At 61.8% G+C, this 17,570-nt stretch carries 17 protein-coding genes, 2 tRNA genes and 1 other RNA gene; 7 read left to right on the forward strand and 13 right to left on the reverse strand.

Features of this window, described 5'->3' with window-relative positions:
• Positions 1 to 12: 12 nt before the first annotated feature.
• Positions 13 to 429 carry a ferric iron uptake transcriptional regulator gene (gene fur / locus F455_RS0117715; RefSeq protein WP_018974659.1) on the reverse strand — a complete coding sequence of 139 codons (417 nt, stop codon included), beginning with the start codon at positions 427 to 429 and terminating at the stop codon, positions 13 to 15.
• A 94-nt stretch (positions 430 to 523) separates the two neighbouring features.
• On the opposite strand from fur, the gene F455_RS0117720 reads away from it, so the two are divergent.
• Positions 524 to 988, forward strand: a complete 465-nt coding sequence (locus F455_RS0117720) for an outer membrane protein assembly factor BamE (protein ID WP_018974660.1) — start codon at positions 524 to 526, stop codon at positions 986 to 988.
• 27 nt (positions 989 to 1,015) lie between these two features.
• Here F455_RS0117720 and F455_RS0117725 read toward each other — a convergent pair whose 3' ends face one another.
• Positions 1,016 to 1,342 (reverse strand): RnfH family protein, encoded by a 327-nt coding sequence (locus F455_RS0117725; protein WP_018974661.1) that lies wholly within the window; start codon positions 1,340 to 1,342, stop codon positions 1,016 to 1,018.
• A complete protein-coding gene (locus tag F455_RS0117730) occupies positions 1,335 to 1,763 on the reverse strand; it encodes a type II toxin-antitoxin system RatA family toxin (protein WP_018974662.1) in 429 nt (142 codons plus the stop codon). Before F455_RS0117730 ends, F455_RS0117725 begins: the two co-directional genes overlap by 8 nt.
• Positions 1,764 to 1,862: 99 nt before the next feature.
• On the opposite strand from F455_RS0117730, the gene smpB reads away from it, so the two are divergent.
• The 3 genes from smpB (at position 1,863) to F455_RS0117740 (ending at position 3,936) form a co-directional block, all read left to right on the forward strand.
• Positions 1,863 to 2,345: an SsrA-binding protein SmpB gene (gene smpB / locus F455_RS0117735; RefSeq protein ID WP_018974663.1), complete on the forward strand. Its 483-nt coding sequence runs from the start codon at positions 1,863 to 1,865 to the stop codon at positions 2,343 to 2,345.
• Positions 2,346 to 2,416: 71 nt separating this feature from the next.
• Positions 2,417 to 2,770, forward strand: a transfer-messenger RNA (tmRNA) gene (gene ssrA, locus F455_RS22715).
• Positions 2,771 to 3,234: 464 nt separating this feature from the next.
• A complete protein-coding gene (locus F455_RS0117740) occupies positions 3,235 to 3,936 on the forward strand; it encodes a PP2C family protein-serine/threonine phosphatase (RefSeq protein ID WP_018974664.1) in 702 nt (233 codons plus the stop codon).
• Between the two features lie 34 nt (positions 3,937 to 3,970).
• Here F455_RS0117740 and dnaQ read toward each other — a convergent pair whose 3' ends face one another.
• Genes dnaQ through F455_RS23510 form a run of 3 tightly spaced genes read right to left on the reverse strand, consistent with a single transcriptional unit; the run spans position 3,971 to position 5,831 of the window.
• Positions 3,971 to 4,672 (reverse strand): DNA polymerase III subunit epsilon, encoded by a 702-nt coding sequence (dnaQ, locus tag F455_RS0117745; protein WP_026293509.1) that lies wholly within the window; start codon positions 4,670 to 4,672, stop codon positions 3,971 to 3,973.
• Positions 4,669 to 5,130 (reverse strand): ribonuclease HI, encoded by a 462-nt coding sequence (rnhA, locus tag F455_RS23505; protein ID WP_018974666.1) that lies wholly within the window; start codon positions 5,128 to 5,130, stop codon positions 4,669 to 4,671. The genes dnaQ and rnhA overlap by 4 nt, the downstream gene beginning before the upstream one ends.
• Entirely contained in the window at positions 5,121 to 5,831 is a 711-nt protein-coding gene (locus tag F455_RS23510) for a methyltransferase domain-containing protein (protein WP_018974667.1), read from the reverse strand. Before F455_RS23510 ends, rnhA begins: the two co-directional genes overlap by 10 nt.
• A gap of 185 nt (positions 5,832 to 6,016) precedes the next feature.
• Here F455_RS23510 and F455_RS0117760 point away from each other — a divergent pair, with 185 nt between their 5' ends.
• Both F455_RS0117760 and F455_RS0117765 read left to right on the forward strand, forming a co-directional pair.
• A complete protein-coding gene (locus F455_RS0117760; protein ID WP_083919017.1) occupies positions 6,017 to 7,477 on the forward strand; it encodes a LysM peptidoglycan-binding domain-containing protein in 1,461 nt (486 codons plus the stop codon).
• Positions 7,478 to 7,575: 98 nt separating this feature from the next.
• Entirely contained in the window at positions 7,576 to 8,358 is a 783-nt protein-coding gene (locus tag F455_RS0117765) for an enoyl-ACP reductase FabI (protein ID WP_018974669.1), read from the forward strand.
• A 74-nt stretch (positions 8,359 to 8,432) separates the two neighbouring features.
• Here the strand turns inward: F455_RS0117765 and F455_RS0117770 are convergent, their stop codons facing one another.
• From F455_RS0117770 to F455_RS0117800, 7 genes are all read right to left on the reverse strand, one after another.
• Complete coding sequence (locus F455_RS0117770) at positions 8,433 to 10,379, reverse strand: SurA N-terminal domain-containing protein (protein WP_018974670.1); 1,947 nt, start codon at positions 10,377 to 10,379, stop codon at positions 8,433 to 8,435.
• Positions 10,380 to 10,473: 94 nt separating this feature from the next.
• A tRNA-Asp gene (locus F455_RS0117775) sits at positions 10,474 to 10,550 on the reverse strand.
• 88 nt (positions 10,551 to 10,638) lie between these two features.
• A tRNA-Val gene (locus F455_RS0117780) sits at positions 10,639 to 10,713 on the reverse strand.
• 17 nt (positions 10,714 to 10,730) lie between these two features.
• Positions 10,731 to 11,003, reverse strand: coding sequence for an HU family DNA-binding protein (locus F455_RS0117785; RefSeq protein ID WP_018974671.1), 273 nt, complete (start codon positions 11,001 to 11,003; stop codon positions 10,731 to 10,733).
• A gap of 315 nt (positions 11,004 to 11,318) precedes the next feature.
• A complete protein-coding gene (lon, locus tag F455_RS0117790) occupies positions 11,319 to 13,802 on the reverse strand; it encodes an endopeptidase La (RefSeq protein ID WP_018974672.1) in 2,484 nt (827 codons plus the stop codon).
• Between the two features lie 307 nt (positions 13,803 to 14,109).
• Positions 14,110 to 15,147 (reverse strand): recombinase RecA, encoded by a 1,038-nt coding sequence (gene recA, locus F455_RS0117795; RefSeq protein ID WP_018974673.1) that lies wholly within the window; start codon positions 15,145 to 15,147, stop codon positions 14,110 to 14,112.
• A gap of 116 nt (positions 15,148 to 15,263) precedes the next feature.
• Entirely contained in the window at positions 15,264 to 15,794 is a 531-nt protein-coding gene (locus tag F455_RS0117800) for a CinA family protein (protein WP_018974674.1), read from the reverse strand.
• Between the two features lie 154 nt (positions 15,795 to 15,948).
• On the opposite strand from F455_RS0117800, the gene F455_RS0117805 reads away from it, so the two are divergent.
• Positions 15,949 to 17,514: a phospholipase D family protein gene (locus F455_RS0117805; protein WP_018974675.1), complete on the forward strand. Its 1,566-nt coding sequence runs from the start codon at positions 15,949 to 15,951 to the stop codon at positions 17,512 to 17,514.
• Positions 17,515 to 17,570 lie beyond the last annotated feature (56 nt).

Below are 17,570 nucleotides of genomic sequence, written 5' to 3' on the forward strand. Positions count from 1 at the left end.
GCCTGTGCGCCGCTACGAGCGCCTCGCCGTCTTTTTCGGCCGTACGTACAGCACGAGACTGTGTTCCTCGATCACGTAGCCGTGCTTGTCGGCGATTTCGCGCTGCAGGCGCTCGATGTCTTCGCTGACGAATTCGACGACCTTGCCGCTGTCGAGATCGACCATGTGGTCGTGGTGCTTGCCGCGCTCGATCTCATAGACCGCCTGGCCGCCCTCGAAATTGTGCTTGGCGACAAGGCCTGCGGCCTCGAATTGGGTCAGCACGCGATAGACCGTGGCGAGGCCGATCTCGTCATCATGCTCGAGCAACTGACGATAGATGTCTTCGGCGGTGAGATGCTTGCCGTCCGAGGCTTCGAGAATTTCGAGGATGCGCATGCGCGGATGGGTCACTTTGAGCCCGGCCTTGCGCAGATCTTGAGTTTCCATATGAGTACCACCTGAATGCCGAACGCGGCGCGCGCGTCCGCTGGAGCCGGCGGCTAGTGTATCATCGCCGAGTTCCCGATCCGTTCCGACTCGCATGCAGATGACCCAGGCCCGCACGAACCGAATCCTTTTCCACTGGCCACGCGCGCTCGTGCTGGCCGCGATTGCGTTCGCGCTCGGTGCCTGCAATCCGATCTATCAGCTCGATATCCAGCAAGGCAACTTGTTCAGTAAGGCTCAGGTCGAGTCGCTCAAACCCGGCATGAGCAAGCGCCAGGTGATGCTGACGATGGGCAGCCCGTCGGTGATCAATCCATTCCAACAGAGCCGCTGGGACTACATCTCCACGTTTCGTCGCGGCAACGGCCGCATGGATACCAAGGACCTCGTCCTCTATTTCGAAGGCGACAGTCTGGGCAAGATAGACGGCGACTACTTCTCCGAAGATCCGGTGGAATTGATTCGCCTGGCAACCAAGTACAAGCGCCAGTACCCCGACGAAAAGCGCACCGACGAAGAAAAGAAAAAGCGCAGCGGTGGCGACGATACCGGCGCATAGTTTTCGGCATCACTTCGATCGCGACAATCAAAAAGCGGCCGTCCCGGGCCGCTTTTGTTTTTCGGCCCGGCGGCGCCGCGCCTGCTTGGGATCGATCTTCAGCGAACGATACAGTTCGACGCGATCGCCATCGCTCAGCAACGCGGCCGCCGTGACGAGCCGGCCGAAGATGCCGATCAAGATCGGCTCGAAGTCAGCAGGCAGCGCATCGCGTATGCCCGAGATGCGGACCGCTTCGTCCACGGTTGCACCGGCGGGCAACGTCGCCACGCGCACGAGCTGCCGCTGCGGATCGGCGTAAACGACCTCGACTCGTATCGTCGATGGCGGTGCCGGAGGCGACGTTTCAGGCATAGGCGCGATCGGCCTCGCGGCAAAATTCATCGACCATGCGGTCGGCCAGCTTCTGGAATCCCGCGCGCAGCACGGGGCCCATCAAGCCGGAGTAGTCGAAGTCGAGCGCCAGCGCGATCTTGCAGCCGGCATCACCGAGTGCGGTGAAGGTCCATGCTCCATGCAGCGCGCGGAATGGGCCTTCGACCAGTTGCATGGCGATTCGGTGCGGCGTTTCCAGTATGTTGCGCGTGGTGAAGCTTTGCGTCATCGCGCCGAGGCGCAGGTCGAGGCGCGCGATCAGTGCCTCGGTCTCGAGCGCGAGCACCTTCGCGTCCGCGCACCAGTTGAAGCGGCGCGGATACGCCTCGACATCGTTGACCAGATCGAACATGCGCGTGCAACTGTGGCGCACGATCGCGCTGCGGCGGATCTGGATCACGCGGCGACCCCGCGAAAAAATGTATACAATGTTCGATCGACCATCCGGTAATTCTAGAACGTAAAGGCTGCGCATGCAGCGCAGCACTGCACAAATTCAATGGCCAAAGACAACAAGAAAACCGATTCGACCATCGCGCTGAACAAGCGTGCGCGGCACGAATACCACATCGACGAACGCTACGAGGCCGGCATCGCACTGCAGGGTTGGGAAGTGAAAAGCCTGCGCGCCGGCCGCATCAGCATCGTCGAAGCGTATGCGATCGTGCGCAATGGCGAGATCTTCCTGTTCGGCGCTTCGATCCCCCCGCTGCTCTCCGCCTCGACCCACGTCGTCGCCGAGGACAAGCGCACGCGCAAGCTGCTGCTCAATCGCGCGGAAATCGACAAGCTCGTCGGTGCGGTCGAGCGCAAAGGCTACACGCTTGTGCCGACGGCAATGTACTGGAAAGGCAATCGGGTGAAGGTCGAACTCGGCCTGGCCAAGGGCAAGCAGGATCACGACAAGCGCGCCGCGGAAAAAGATCGCGACTTCGCGCGCGAGAAACAGCAAGTGATGCGCTCGAAGAACCGCTTCGCCTGAATCCCGTTCGCACGCTTCATTGAATGTCCGGGCCGCGGCCCCATATAATGACTTGACCAGCGTTTCATCCCGGGGGTGACATGGCTTCGACGGGGACAACGAAATCGCTTGGTGCATGCCGAGGGGGCAGCTTTCCTCGTTAATCCAGCAGCAAACTTTTAGTTGCCAACGACGACAACTACGCTCTCGCCGCTTAAGGCGTAGCCCCGAACCCGCTTGTGTCCGTGCTCGCCGGTGTAGGGTCACTATCACGGAATCGCCGCTGATCGCCGTCGGTCGATCATCAGCTAACTCTTAACCGACTGGTCCTGCGGTGCGCTTCGCACGCCGTGTTGCCGCGGGATGAGATCAAACGGTGAGCTATGCATGTAGAGCCAGGGACGTAGTGTTTTCGGACGGGGGTTCAATTCCCCCCACCTCCACCACAAATAAAAGGGCCGCCTAGCGCGGCCCTTCTTTATTTGTGGCGTCGTGTGGATGCGAACCGTCGAGCTGCGCAGCAGCGAGATGGCTCACAAAATCGCCGGGAGCGATTTTGGACAACCGAACGGCTGGCCCCGCAGCGCGGAGGGGCGAGGCTCAGGATGAGCCGAGCCATTCCCCCCACCTCCACCGACATCCAACCAAGGCCCGCTGCGCGGGCCTTTTCTTTTATCTTTATGACCTGGGCTTCCGCAAATCGGAGCGATCCCCGTCGCAGCGCGCCGCAACGACAGCAATCGAGACACATCCTGCATTTCCAGGGTGATCACCGTCACCTGCCGTCGCTTGCAGCACTCGCCCCGCACCTTCATGCTATGCATACCGGCATCGGGTCGAACCGGAATGTGCAGATTGCGATGAGGGACGCACGCACATTCACACGACCCGGTCGAAACAAGAAAACCACATGATCGAATTCGGACACGGCACCCATATCGGCCTGCGCCGCGAGCACAACGAAGACACGTACTACGCCGACGCGGATATCGGCCTCTGGCTCGTCGCCGACGGCATGGGCGGTCACGCGCACGGCGAGGTAGCGAGCGCGCTGGCGCGCGATGCGGTCGTGCGCGAAGTCGGTTCGGGCGGCAGTCTCGCTCAAGCCGTGCAGAGCGCGGATGCCGACATCCTGCAATTATCCGGCCGCCGCTCCGAAGCGCTGCCGATGGGCACCACGATCGTCGCCTTGCACGTCAGCGGCACGGAATATGAAGCGTGCTGGGTCGGCGACAGCCGCATCTACCTGTGGGACGGCGCGCTCAAGCAGATTTCACAGGATCATTCCTACGTGCAGGAATTGATCAAGCAAGGCGCAATCACCCAGGAGCAGGCGCGCACACATCCGCATCGCAACGTCGTCACCCAGGCCCTCGGCGTCACCGATCCGCAAAGCCTGCGCGTGGAAACACTGCGCGGCCGGTTCGGCCCCGGCATGCAGGTGCTGCTCTGCTCGGACGGACTGACCGAGGAAGTCGATGACAAGCAGATTTCCGCGATCCTTGCCCGCGAGGACCTGTCGGCACAGGAGTGCGTGGATCACTTGATCCTCGCCGCGCTCGATGGCGGCGGATCGGACAACGTGACGGCAGTGCTGGTACGCAACCGCTGAAGAACATCCTTCCAAGCAAGCTCGCCGCAACAACTCATTCACGCAGCCAGCGACAATTTTCCTTGCTCACTTTTTGAATCGCGGCCAGACGCGCCGCGTGCGCGGCCAACTCCGCGACGTCGGCCCGGCGTACGCGTATCACGGCATCAACAATCGACGAAGCGGCCGCGCGCACTCGCGCCTTGGTCGGCTCGCTCTGCAAGCCCAGGCCGAGATCGCCTTGCCCCGCGGTCATCGCGAGGTAGACGTCGGCAAGTAGCTGCGCGTCGAGCAGCGCGCCGTGCAGGTCGCGATGGCTGTTGTCGACACCTAGGCGTTTGCACAGCGCGTCGAGATTGTTCTTCTGCCCTGGATACTTCTCGCGCGCGAGCAACAAAGTGTCGAGCACGCTGACGCGCTCGACAACACGCACCGGTTGCGGCAAGCGCGCGAACTCGGCGCTGAGGAAGCCCATGTCGAAGCTTGCGTTGTGCGCGATCAATTCGGCGCCGTCGATGAAAGCCAAAAACTCCTCGGCGATGTCCGCGAACAACGGCTTGTCGACGAGAAAATCGTCGGTGATGCCGCTGACCGCTGTGGCGCCTTCGTCCATCGCACGCTGCGGGTTGACGTAATAGTGGAATTCGCGCCCGGTGGGCCGGCGCTCGAGCAGTTCAACGCAGCCGATCTCGACGATGCGATGGCCCTTGTTGACCTCCAGACCCGTCGTTTCCGTGTCGAGCACCACTTGTCTCACAACTTGTTCTCCTGTGCGGTCAGCGCCTCGCTGCGCGCGCGCTGATCGACGCGTTCGTTTTCCTCGTGACCCGAATGCCCGCGCGTCCAATGCCATTCCACCGTGTGCGGCGCGGCTGCCGCAACGAGCCGCTCCCATAGGTCTTGATTCTTCACGGGCTTCTTGTCGGCGGTACGCCAGCCGTTTGCGCGCCAGCGCGGCACCCAGGACTCGATGCCCTGTTTGACGTACTGCGAGTCAGTGGTCAGACGCACCGTTGACGGGCGCTTGAGCGCCTCGAGCGCGCCGATCGCGCCCATCAGTTCCATGCGGTTGTTCGTCGTTTCGTCCGCATTTCCACTTATCCACTTTTCCGTTTTCTTGTAGCGCAACAGCGCCGCCCAGCCGCCGGGGCCCGGATTGCCGAGGCAGGCGCCATCAGTGAACACCTCAACCACTGCTACAGCACTCACGCGCACTCCCTGTGCGCACCCGGTGCCAGACGCGGACTGCGCGCGAGCTCGCGCGCGTCGCGGCGCAAGCGCAAAGGCGTAAGTGCGCTGCGGCGCTTGCGCGCGAGCAAAAGCCAACCGGCGCGCAGTCGCGCGAATGGGGAGCCAACCGCCCCCTTTGTTTCGACCATGGGCGCCGACCACGGCAAAAAGGCACCGGAATAGCGCGTCTGCAGCACGTCGACGCCCTGTCCGCCGATCATCGTCGCCAAGGCTTGCGCCGAGCGGACCCTGAGCGGCAGGCGCGCACGCCGTGCCGTACCGGCCAGCCATGGCCACCACAGGCTCAGCGGATTGAAGCCGAGCACGAGCAAGACGCCCTCGGGCGCCAATACGCGCGCGATCTCGCTCGTACAGGATCGCGGATCGTCGAGGCGCTCGAACAGATGCTGGACGACGACCAGCTTGCAGCTCTCGCTCGCAAACGGCAGTTCACCGGGTGCGCAGGACAAGCTGCCTCGAAGCGTCTGCGCAGCATCGAGCGCAAGGCCGACGACGTTGCCGAGCAGATTCGCCGGCAGACTGTCCGGCGCTGTCGCGTGCGCACGCAAGAACAAGCCCGTCGTGCCATAGACGCCTGCGAGGATCGGCGCCAAGGTAACGAGTTCCTGTCGGAACAGGTTGCATACCGCGGGGTTTTGATAAAAATCGTTCGTCTCGACCGGCATGGAGCCGCAGGTTGGGCAGTGCTGAAGTAGTCGAATTAGAACAGATTTACGATGCTGAAATCCGGATAAACGAATTGTTAATATTTCGTTTAGTCTTTATGACTTTTTAATGGCGCTAATCTGGCTCGCTGCTATAGTCCGCCGGTCGATTTGAGCGGAATCCCCCCAGAGCATGATCTGTGGCCATGCCATCCAAGGCTGAGAGCAACGCCTGCGCCAGGCGGCGCGAGCGACGGCTGCTCACGCTCAGCGCATGCTGTGCGACCTTGGGCTGCGCCTTTATCCTGCTCGCAGCGTGCAGCGCGCCGGTGGTGCGTCATGCGGCCGTGGTACCACCGCCGCCGCAACCGACTGCGGCGCCAGACTTGGCAGCCGTCGAGCCGAAGATTCCCAGGGTCGTTCCTGCAACGCCTGCTTCACCGTGGCCGCGCCTGCGCGCGCGCTACGCGATGCCCGGCTGCGACTACAGCCCTAGCGTGCGCCAGTTCGCCGCACAGATGGCATCGAGCCCAGCGCATCTCTCTGCGGCATTCAAGGAAGCGATGCCGTTGTTGCTCGTCGTCACCGAGCAGATCGAAAAATACGACATACCGGGCGAGTTCGCGTTCCTGCCGTGGGTGGAGTCCAGCTACACGATGATCCCCGCACGCGGCGATGGCGTCGCCGGCATGTGGCAGCTGATGCCGTTCACCGCGCGCGAGAACGGCCTTCGCGTCGACAGCGAGTACGACGGTCGTCTCGACGTCACCGCGTCGAGTCGCACCGCCCTGGCGCTGATCAAGCAGTACAAAGAAAGCTTCGGTGACTGGCGCCTGGCCAACATGGCCTTCAACGCCGGCGAAAACAGCGTCCGCGCCGCGCTCGGCAAGCGACGCAGCATCAGCCCGACCGAAATCGCGACGCTGCGTCTCAATCAGGTCAACTACGAGCATCTGATCAAGCTGCTCGCGGTGTCCTGTATCGTTTCTTCGCCCGAGCGCTATCGCGTCGAGTTGCCCGAGCCCGATGCCGACGACGCGCTGAGCCTGCTCGAGTTGCCTGCGCCGCTCGACCTGCACCTCGCCGCCAAACTCGCCGACATGGACTTCGCCGAATTGCAGCGTCTCAATCCCGCCTACCTCAGGGCGCACATGCCCGAGCGCGGCCCGTTCCATCTGCTCGTTCCCGCGCAGCGGCGCACGGTGATCGAACAGACGCTCGGCAAGTTGCCGCAATATGCCTGGCAGAACTGGCGCGAGGTGAAGCTGCAACAGCCGCAAAACCTAGATACGTTGAGCATGGCCTACGACGTAGATGCAGTCGCGTTGGCACAGGTCAACCGCATCGGCGCGACGGCAACGACCTTGCCCTCCGGCACTCGCCTCATGCTGCCGGGACGCGGTATCGAGTCTCCGTTCATTGCCGCTGCGACCCCGGTGGCAGCGGCTCGCCAGGCAGCCGTCGCAATCCAGACCGCGTCCCCGGCCGCAGCAGCAAAGGAAGGCACCTGCACCGTTCGCTCCGGCGACACGCTGTGGGATATTGCCAATCGCTACGGCGTGCGCATGGAAGACCTGCTGCACTGGAACCGTCTTTCGCGTAACGCCACCCTGCGCCTCGGCCAGAAACTCGTGCTCAACGCGCAGTTACCCGAAGCGGCGAACTAGCTCGCCGGCGCTGCCGGCTGCGCAACGCGACTCCGCTTCGATCCGCGTGTGCTTGCGCTAGAATTGCGCGCTCGAAATAACGATCGTTGGAGTGCACAATGGGATTTCTGCAGGGCAAACGCGCGCTGATCACCGGCATCATCAGCAACCGCTCGATCGCCTGGGGCATCGCGAAGGCGATGCATCGCGAAGGCGCTGAACTGGCTTTCACCTACGTCAACGACAAGCTCAAGCCGCGCGTCGAAGAGGCCGCAACGACGTTTGGCTCGAATATCGTCCTGCCCTGCGATGTGACCAGCGATGTGCAGATCGAGCAATTGTTCACCGATCTTGGCAAGCATTGGGACGGTTTCGACATCCTCATCCACTCGATCGGCTTCGCCCCGGGCGAAGCGCTGACCGGCGAATTCCTCGATGGCCTGACGCGCGAGAACTTTGCCATCGCGCACGACATTTCCGCCTACAGCCTGCCGGCACTGGCCAAGGCTGCGCGGCCGCTGATGAAGGGGCGCAACGGCGCAGTCCTTACGCTGACCTACCTCGGCGCCGAACGCGCACTGGCGAACTACAACGTGATGGGCCTGGCCAAGGCCAGTCTCGAAGCGTCGGTGCGCTATCTCGCCTACAACCTCGGACCGGAAGGCACGCGCGTCAACGCGATCTCGGCCGGCCCGATCAAGACGCTCGCCGCCGCCGGCATCGCCAACTTCCGCAAGATGCTCGACCACGTCGAACAGAATGCGCCGCTGCGTCGCAGCGTGACGATCGACGAAGTGGGCAACACCGCTGCGTTCCTGTGCTCAGATCTGGCTTCGGGCATCACCGGCGAGGTGACCTATGTTGACGCCGGCTACAACACGCTCGGCATGACGGGCATCTGATTCAACGGCCGGCACCGAAAGCGGATAGAGACAAATTTGCTCTATCCGCGTTGAGCACACCAACGTTTTTCCGCTTATTGCAGCAAACGGTCTTCGGCGATCTTGACGTCAGCCGATTTGCGCAATGCCTCGAGGAAACCACGCACGGCATCGTTCGAGTAACCCTGGGCGAGCTGATTGCGCGCGGCTTCCTTCGACTTCGCGTCGAGCTTGGACGGATCAGCATCCTTGACTGCGATCAACGCGACAAGGGCGTAGGCGTCATTCGCCAGCGCAACTTCGGCCGTCGTCGGCTTGTCTGCCGCCACGGGGCGCGCGAGCTTGAATACTTCCGTGACCAGCCTGCCGTCGAGATTCGCAGCGTTGCGGCCGATGTCCTTCTCCTGCTCGACTTTGGCTTTCACGACCGCTGCGACCTGCTCCAGCGTCTCGCCCTTCTGCAGGCGCGCGTACAGAGTATCGGCCTGTTCTTTCGCCTGCTTGGCCAGTTGCACGGTGACGAGCCTGCCGCGAATCTCTTCGCGCACCTGCTCAAGCGGCTTCTGCACCGGAGTTTCGTGTTGATCCAGATGCACGAACACGACATGGTTCGGCGCGAGCGTGATCGCATCCGAGGTATTGCCCTCGACGAGCACACCCGGCGCGAACGCTGCCTTCGTTACCGCCGGATTGGCCGCAATGCCCTCGCCGCCGGAGCGCGTGAACAGCGTGGTCTTCTGCAATGGCAGGTTGAACTGCTTGGCGACATTGGCGAGCGAGGGATCGTTGCCGAGCGCGTCGACGAGCTTGCCGGCGAGATCGCTGTAGCGGCGCTCGTTCTCGGTCTCCAGATATTGCTTGGTCAGCTCGGCCTTCACTTCCTCGAACGGCTTGACCTTGCCTTCGCGCACATCGCGCAATTGGATGACGTGATAACCCTCGGGCGAAAGCACGGGCGCGGAAACATCGCCCTTCTTCATCGCCCACAATGCGTTCTCGAACGCCGGATCGGTCAGCCCCTTTTCGAGCCAGCCGAGATCACCGCCCTGCGACTTCGAACCGAGGTCATCGGATTTTTCCTTGGCGAGCGCCGCGAAATCCTTGCCGGCCTTGATCTCTGCTTCGATCGCCTTCGCCTTCTCGAGCGCAGCCTTCTGTGCGTCGGCATTCGCGTTCTTTTCCACCTTGACGAGGATATGTGAGGCCTGGCGCTGTTCGGGCGCGGTGAACTTCGCCTTCTGCTCTTCGTAGCGCTGCTTGAGCGTCGCCTCGTCCGGCGTCAGGTCGGACTTCATCTTGGCCGCGTCGAGCTCGACGTAGGCCAGCGAAATCTTCTCCGGCGTCATGAACTCGCCGCCGTGCTCCTTATAATATTTCTCGATGTCCGCATCGGCGACCTTGATCGTATCGGCCGGCTTTTCGAGTTTGACATAGCCGAAGTCGCGAGTCTGATCGCGCAGCTTGAGGAAGCTGTCGACCTCGGCGCTGGTCACGACGCTGACCTGGGCGAGTCCGGCGGGCAGCTGACGCGTGGCTAGATCCTTGATCACGCCGTCCTCGAACGACCGCTCGGTCATGCCGGCCGCCTGCACTCGCAGGTTGTAGAGCTTGCGGTCGAACTTGCCGTCGGTCTGGAACGCCGGAATGTTCTGAATTGCTTCGCGCACCTGCGTGATCGGCACCATGACGCCGAGTTTTTCGTTCGCGTGCGCAAGCAGCTGTTCGTTGATCAACTGATCGAGCACCTGACGCTTGCGCTCGGGGCTGTCGAACGCCGCGGCATCGAACTGCGCGCCATAAGCCTGCTGCGCCTGCGAGCGATAGCGGTTGTAGGCCTCGCGAAATTGGTCTTGGCCGATTTCCTTGCCATCCACCTTGGCGACGAAGGTATCGGTCTTCGGATTCATGTATTGCTCGATGCCGAAGAATCCGCCGAATACGATCACAACAACGCCGAGGAGGATCTTCGCCGCGATACCGGAAAACCTGTCGTGCAATGTCTGCAGCATGAGGAAATCGCTCTGATTGAAAAAGCGCGGCATCGCTGGCCGCTTCATGGATTGTGCGCTCATCAAGAACGCACAAACTACAAATACAGATAAAACGAAGGCGCCTTGCGGCGCCTGCGTTTATATATGGCGGAGTGGACGGGACTCGAACCCGCGACCCCCGGCGTGACAGGCCGGTATTCTAACCAGCTGAACTACCACTCCGCGCTAACTGTCGAAATCCGGTGTGGAGCCGTGCCGGATTCCATTTTCTTTTTGCCTTACCGCTACGAGTGGTAACCCGCATCGAGTTTGGTGGGTGCTGAGGGTTTCGAACCCCCGACCCTCGCCTTGTAAGGGCGACGCTCTACCGCTGAGCTAAGCACCCCTTGGCAGGCGAGCCGCTTAGTTTAGAGCATCTTTCAGAGCTTTGCCAGCCTTGAACGACGGATTCTTCGAGGCCTTGATCTTGATCGTCGCACCCGTGCGCGGGTTGCGGCCGGTGCGCGCGGCGCGCTTGCGCGCCAGGAAGGTGCCGAAGCCGACGAGCGCGACGCTATCGCCCTTCTTCAACGTCTTCGTGATCACCTCGATGACGGCTTCGATGGCACGACCAGCATCGGCCTTGGTCAGTTCGGCCGATTCGGCCACCGCGGTAACGAATTCACTTTTATTCATTTCATGTATCTCCCGGAAGGAATTGGCGAGCGCTCGCCGTTAGGTAATCGAAATCATACGAAGCATCCGCAGGCATCGGCGTTCGCGCTTGCTCGCCTCGTCACCCCGCATCTTCAGAGTCACATCCGGAAGGACTTTCCGTGAAGTGCGGCGCGAACTTTATACCAGCCCTCCCAACCCCGCGCAACATCAATTGCAATGCGCCCTGCAGCGATTTTCGCGGTGTCGGCAAACTCGCCGATTTTGTGCAAGGCGGCTTGACATGCTGGTCAGTAATTTGCATGCCGGCGCATCGCACCGGCATGCATTCATGCATCAATGAGGACGCACCGCCGTCGAGCCGGCTGCGTCTTCTACGGTGGGCTCCGATGCAACATTTTTAGCATTTTCCACTTTTTCCAGCAACGGCGACAGCGGGCGTTCGAGCGCGATGTCGAGCACCTCGTCGATCCAACGCACTGGCCTGATCTTGAGCGACTCGGTCACGTTCTTCGGAATTTCCGCCAAGTCTTTCTCGTTTTCCTCCGGGATGATCACGGTCTCGATGCCACCGCGATGCGCCGCGAGCAGCTTTTCCTTGAGCCCGCCGATCGGCAGCACGCGGCCGCGCAGCGTGATCTCGCCGGTCATCGCGACCTCGGAGCGCACCGGCACCTTGGTCAACGCCGACACGAGCGCGGTACACATGCCGATGCCCGCGGAAGGCCCGTCCTTCGGCGTCGCGCCTTCGGGTACATGGATGTGAATGTCGTATTTCTGGTGGAAATCCGCTTCGATACCGAGTCGATCGGTGCGCGCGCGCACGACCGACAGCGCCGCCTGGATCGACTCCTTCATCACGTCGCCGAGCTGGCCCGTGTTCACGAGCCGACCCTTGCCGGGCACGATCGAGGCTTCGATGCTGAGCAGTTCGCCGCCGACTGAAGTCCACGCCAAACCGGTGACCAGGCCGACTTCGTTCTGCAGCTCCCTGCGTCCAAACTGGAACTTGCGCACGCCCAGGTAGCGATCGAGGTTCTTGCTGTCGACCGTGACCTTGCCGCGCTTCTTTTCCGCCTTGCCCGACTTCTTCGCCTTGTCCGCGGCGAGGGTCAGCTCGGTCACCACCTTGCGGCAGATCTTGGCGAGCTCACGCTCGAGGTTGCGCACGCCCGATTCGCGCGTGTAGTAGCGGATCATGTCGCGCACGGCCTCGGTCTTGACCGCGATTTCCTCGATCTTGAGGCCGTTCGCCTTGACCTGCTTCGGCAGCAGGTAACGCTCTGCGATATTGATTTTCTCTTCTTCGGTATAACCAGGGATGCGGATCACTTCCATGCGATCGAGCAGCGGGCCCGGAATGTTCAGCGAGTTCGCGGTGGCGATGAACATCACCTCGGACAAGTCGAAATCGACCTCGAGGTAGTGATCGTTGAAGGCGTGGTTCTGCTCGGGATCGAGTACTTCGAGCAACGCCGAGGACGGATCGCCGCGGAAGTCCATCGACATCTTGTCGATCTCGTCGAGCACGAACAGCGGATTCTTGGTGCCGACCTTGTTCAGGTTCTGGATCAGCCGTCCCGGCATCGAGCCAATGTAGGTGCGGCGATGGCCGCGGATCTCGGCTTCGTCGCGCACGCCGCCGAGCGACATGCGGACGAACTTGCGTCCGGTCGCCTTGGCGATCGACTGGCCCAGCGAGGTCTTGCCCACGCCCGGTGGTCCGACCAGGCACAGGATCGGCCCCTTCATCTTCTTCACGCGCGACTGCACGGCGAGGTATTCGACGATGCGTTCCTTGACCTTTTCCAGGCCGAAATGGTCGGCATCGAGCACTTCCTCGGCCGCGCCCAAATCCTTGCGCACCTTGCTGCGCTTCTTCCACGGCGCGCCGACCAGCCAGTCGATGTAGTTGCGTACGACCGTGGCTTCCGCCGACATCGGCGGCATCTGCTTGAGCTTGTTGAGCTCCGCGCGCGCCTTCTTCTCGACCGGCGGCGGCATGCCGGCCTTGTCGATCTTCTTGGTCAGTTCCTCGACTTCGTTCGGCGCGTCCTCGCCTTCGCCCAGTTCCTTCTGGATCGCCTTCATCTGTTCGTTGAGGTAGTACTCGCGCTGGCTCTTCTCCATCTGCGACTTGACCCGGCCGCGGATGCGCTTCTCGATCTGCTGCACATCGATTTCGCCGTCGACGAAACCCATGAGCATTTCAAGACGGTCGGCCACATCGGCCGTTTCGAGCACGCGCTGCTTGTCCTGCAAACGGATCGACAGGTGCCCCGCGATAGTGTCGGCGAGGCGACTGGTGTCGTCGATGCCGGACAAGGTCGCGAGCAATTCGGGCGGAATCTTGCGGTTGAGTTTGACGAACTGTTCGAACATCGACACGAGCGAACGCGAAACAACCTCGACCTCGCGCGGCTCGCGCGTGTAGATCGACTCGAGCGCGCGTGCGTAACCGGTCATGATGCCTTCGCGCTCGGAGAAGCTCGACACTTCCGCACGCATCAGGCCTTCGACCAGCACCTTGATCGTGCCATCAGGCAGTTTCAGCAGTTGCAACACGGTCGCGACCGTGCCGATCGAATACAGATCGCCCGCCTGCGGATCGTCGATGTCCGGACTGCGTTGGGCAACGAGCAGGATGCGCTTGTCGCCTTCCATCGCCATGTCCAGCGCACGCACCGATTTCTCGCGCCCGACGAACAGCGGAATCACCATGTGCGGATAGACGACGACATCGCGCAGCGGTAATACCGGCAATTCGTTGATGTTGGACAGATGCTGCTGTACGGGCTGATTTGAAACGGGGTTTGCCATTAGGATTTCCTGAATGCTTTGCTCGTCCGCGCGGCCCTGCTCGCCTCGGCGCTGCGCCGGACAAGGTGAGGGTGACGCGGTATGACTATCACGTCAAGTGTGGACAATCGAGTAGTTTGCAAGCGTTGCGCGGCAAATCTCGCGCGCATCGTGCGAGCTGAATGCGCAGGAAACGAATCCGAAGCCGACTCGTCACGGGCAAAAACGACAAAGGACGCGAAAAGGGGTTTCGACCCCCATTTCGCGTCCTTCTATGCAGAACTTAGAACTTGTCGACGATCCAGCGCCCACGGAAGGGCGCACAGCCTCAGACTTCTTCGAGCTCCTCGGCCTGCGCGGCAGGAGCACCCGCCTTCGGCGCCAGCGCCACACGCAGTTTTTCCTCGATTTCCTTGGCCGCGGTCGGATTGTCCTTGAGATACTGGCGCGCGTTGTCCTTGCCCTGACCGATGCGCTCGCCGCCGTAGCTGTACCAGGCGCCGGATTTCTCCACGATCTTGTGGTCCGAGCCCATGTCGATCAGCTCGCCCTCGCGACTGATGCCCTCGCCGTAGAGGATTTCGGTGACGATCTGCTTGAACGGCGGCGCCAGCTTGTTCTTGACCACCTTGATCTTGGTCTGGTTGCCGACGATCTCGTCGCCCTTCTTGACCGCGCCGATGCGGCGGATATCCAGGCGCACCGAGGCATAGAACTTGAGCGCGTTGCCGCCAGTCGTGGTCTCCGGGCTCTGGCCCGGCATCATCACGCCGATCTTCATGCGCAGTTGGTTGATGAAGATGACCATCGTGTTCGAGCGCTTGATGTTGCCGGTCAGCTTGCGCAGTGCCTGCGACATCAGGCGCGCCTGCAAGCCGGGCAACTGATCGCCCATCTCGCCTTCGATTTCCGCGCGAGGTGTGAGCGCGGCGACCGAATCGATCACCACCACATCGACCGCGCTCGAGCGCACGAGCATGTCGGCGATTTCCAGCGCCTGTTCTCCGGTATCGGGTTGCGAGAGCAGCAGGTCGTCGACCTTAACGCCAAGTTTTTCCGCATACACCGGATCGAGCGCGTGTTCCGCGTCGATGAACGCACATGAGCCACCAAGCTTTTGTGCCTGCGCGATCACCTGCAAGGTCAGCGTGGTCTTGCCCGAGGATTCCGGGCCGTAGATTTCGACGACGCGACCACGCGGCAGACCGCCGATGCCGAGCGCGATGTCGAGCATGAGCGAGCCGGTCGGAATCGTCTCGATCGCCTCGACGGCGCGGTCGCCCATGCGCATGACGGCACCCTTGCCGAACTGCTTTTCGATCTGGCCGAGTGCGGCGGAGAGCGCCTTGCGCTTGTTGTCGTCCATTGCGGATTACCTCGAAGTGAAAGTTGAACGGGATCGTGCGTTGCACCGATCTCACGGATTGCGACGTCGCGAATTATCCCACAGCCGCCCGAACCTGGTATGCCGAAATCGGCGCGTCAGCGTGTAAGAATTTTCACTATTCCACGCAATGCTGCGGCGGCGGTCTGGCGACGCACCGCTTCCCGATCTCCGTCGAAACGGAAACCCTCGACAAGGGCGTCGCTGCCGCGGCGCTGCCAGCCGATCCAGACGGTACCGACCGGTTTGTCTCGCGTACCGCCCGTCGGCCCCGCGATGCCAGTCACCGCGACAGCTATAGCCGTGTCGAAACGGTTCAGCGCACCTGCCACCATCTCGATCGCGGTTTCCCGACTGACGGCGCCGTGCCGATCGAGTGTGGCGGATCCCACACCGAGCAATTTCTGCTTCAGCGAATTGCTGTACGTGACCGCGCCGCCTTCGAACCAGGCCGAAGAGCCTGCGATATCCGTCAATAACTTGGCGATCCACCCTCCCGTGCAGGATTCCGCCGTCGCCAGCGTCTCCCCGCGCTGAACTAGCAGGTCGGCGACACGCAGCGCTGCATCCGCAAGGCCGCGATCGCTTTCCTCTTGGGCCTGATCGGGAGATGAATAGCCCTGCGCCATGACCGTCGTTCCGAGAAATTTCGCTACCGTTCTAACCCATTCCTGAACGCATGGCAAAGCGCTTATCCGCAGTGGCCATCCGACGGCCGCCGGCATGCTTGCAGACAGGTATGTCACGTTATGATCGGCCGACATACAGCAAGGGAAAACGACCATGGCGATCGCCTCCGAACGCCGCTTTCCGGTATTGCTGATGCTTTGCCTTGCTTTCTCGGCGTGTTCGACGCTGCGCACCGACGGCATCAAATCGCCGTCGCAAGCACTACCGGCCTCTTTCGATACAGCCCCTGGCCGTTATATTCACGGCGAACTCGCCGCGCACCCGAATCAATCCGGTTTTCGCCTCGTGACGATGGGGCCAAATGCGCTCCTGAGTCGCGTGGTATTGACCGACCACGCCGCCAGCTCGATAGATCTGCAGTACTACATCTTCGAGAATGACGCGACCGGAAAACTGGTCGCCCAGCATCTTCTCGCCGCCGCCGACCGCGGCGTGCGCGTGCGTCTTCTCGTCGACGACATCAACAGCGACGGCAAGGATCGGCTGCTCGCCGCATTGGATGCCCACGAGAAAATCGAAGTGCGCGTGTTCAATCCGTTCCGCACGCGTTCTCCTTCGTTGCCTTCGAGAATCGCCCAGTTCCTGCTCGAAGGCTCGCGCCTGAATCGGCGCATGCACAACAAATCGTTCATCGTCGACGGCAACGTCGCCGTGGTCGGCGGCCGCAATATTGGCGATCCGTATTTCGGCGCCGGCGACAACGCCAATTTCCGCGATCTCGATCTCATCGCGATCGGGCCCGTGGTCAACGAGGCCGCACGCGCGTTCGACGATTACTGGAACAGCGATTCCGCATACCCCGTAACGGCATTTCGCGACATGCATGCCAGCGCAGCCGACCTCGCCCGTATGCGCACGACGCTGGCGCACGACGCGCGGCAATTTGCTCAATCGGATTATGCGCAGGCGGCACTCGACGCGCTGCCGGACGGCGGCCCGACCGCCGATCGTTTCGGAAACTGGTTCTGGGGTCAGGCCGAACTCGTCGCCGATGCCCCGGAAAAAGTCGAAATACATCGAGACGTCCCGAGCATGCGGATCGGCCCCAAGGTCAAAACGATCCTCGATGCGGCTAATCGGCAAGTCTTGTTGATCACGCCATATTTCGTGCCTGGCGACAGTGGCGTGCACTATCTCGCATCGCTGACGCAACGCGGCGTCCGCGTGGATGTACTCACCAACTCGCTCGCCTCGAACGACGAGACCGCGGCCCAGGCCGGCTACACCAACCATCGCCAGGCGCTGCTTGCCGCCGGCGTGCATCTGTTCGAAATGCGTCCGTCGGCAACAACGGGCAGTCCTGAGATCACCGTTCGCGGAAAATCCGCCGGAGCCAGCCTGCATGCCAAAGCCGCGGTCGTGGACGATCGCTACGCCTTCGTCGGCTCGATGAACATGGATCAGCGCTCCAAGTTGCTCAACACGGAGATGGGCGTGATCGTCGACTGTCCGGATCTCGCCGCGGCGATCGCTAAAATGTTCGCGACGGCCTCCTCGCCGGCTAACGCATATCGCGTGGACTTGCAGTCCGGCCACGCGACCTGGACGACCGAGGTGGACGGTCAACCCAAGGTATTTACCAACGAGCCCGATTCGACCTGGCAGCGCAGATTCATTCTGCACGTTCTGCGCGTGCTGCCGATCGAAGGCTTGCTATAGCCGAACCGATCAGACCTGCTGTCCAGATAGCAACAGCGGACCCCGCCGAGGTCTCC

Source organism: Rudaea cellulosilytica DSM 22992 (genome assembly GCF_000378125.1).
Taxonomy (GTDB): domain Bacteria; phylum Pseudomonadota; class Gammaproteobacteria; order Xanthomonadales; family Rhodanobacteraceae; genus Rudaea; species Rudaea cellulosilytica.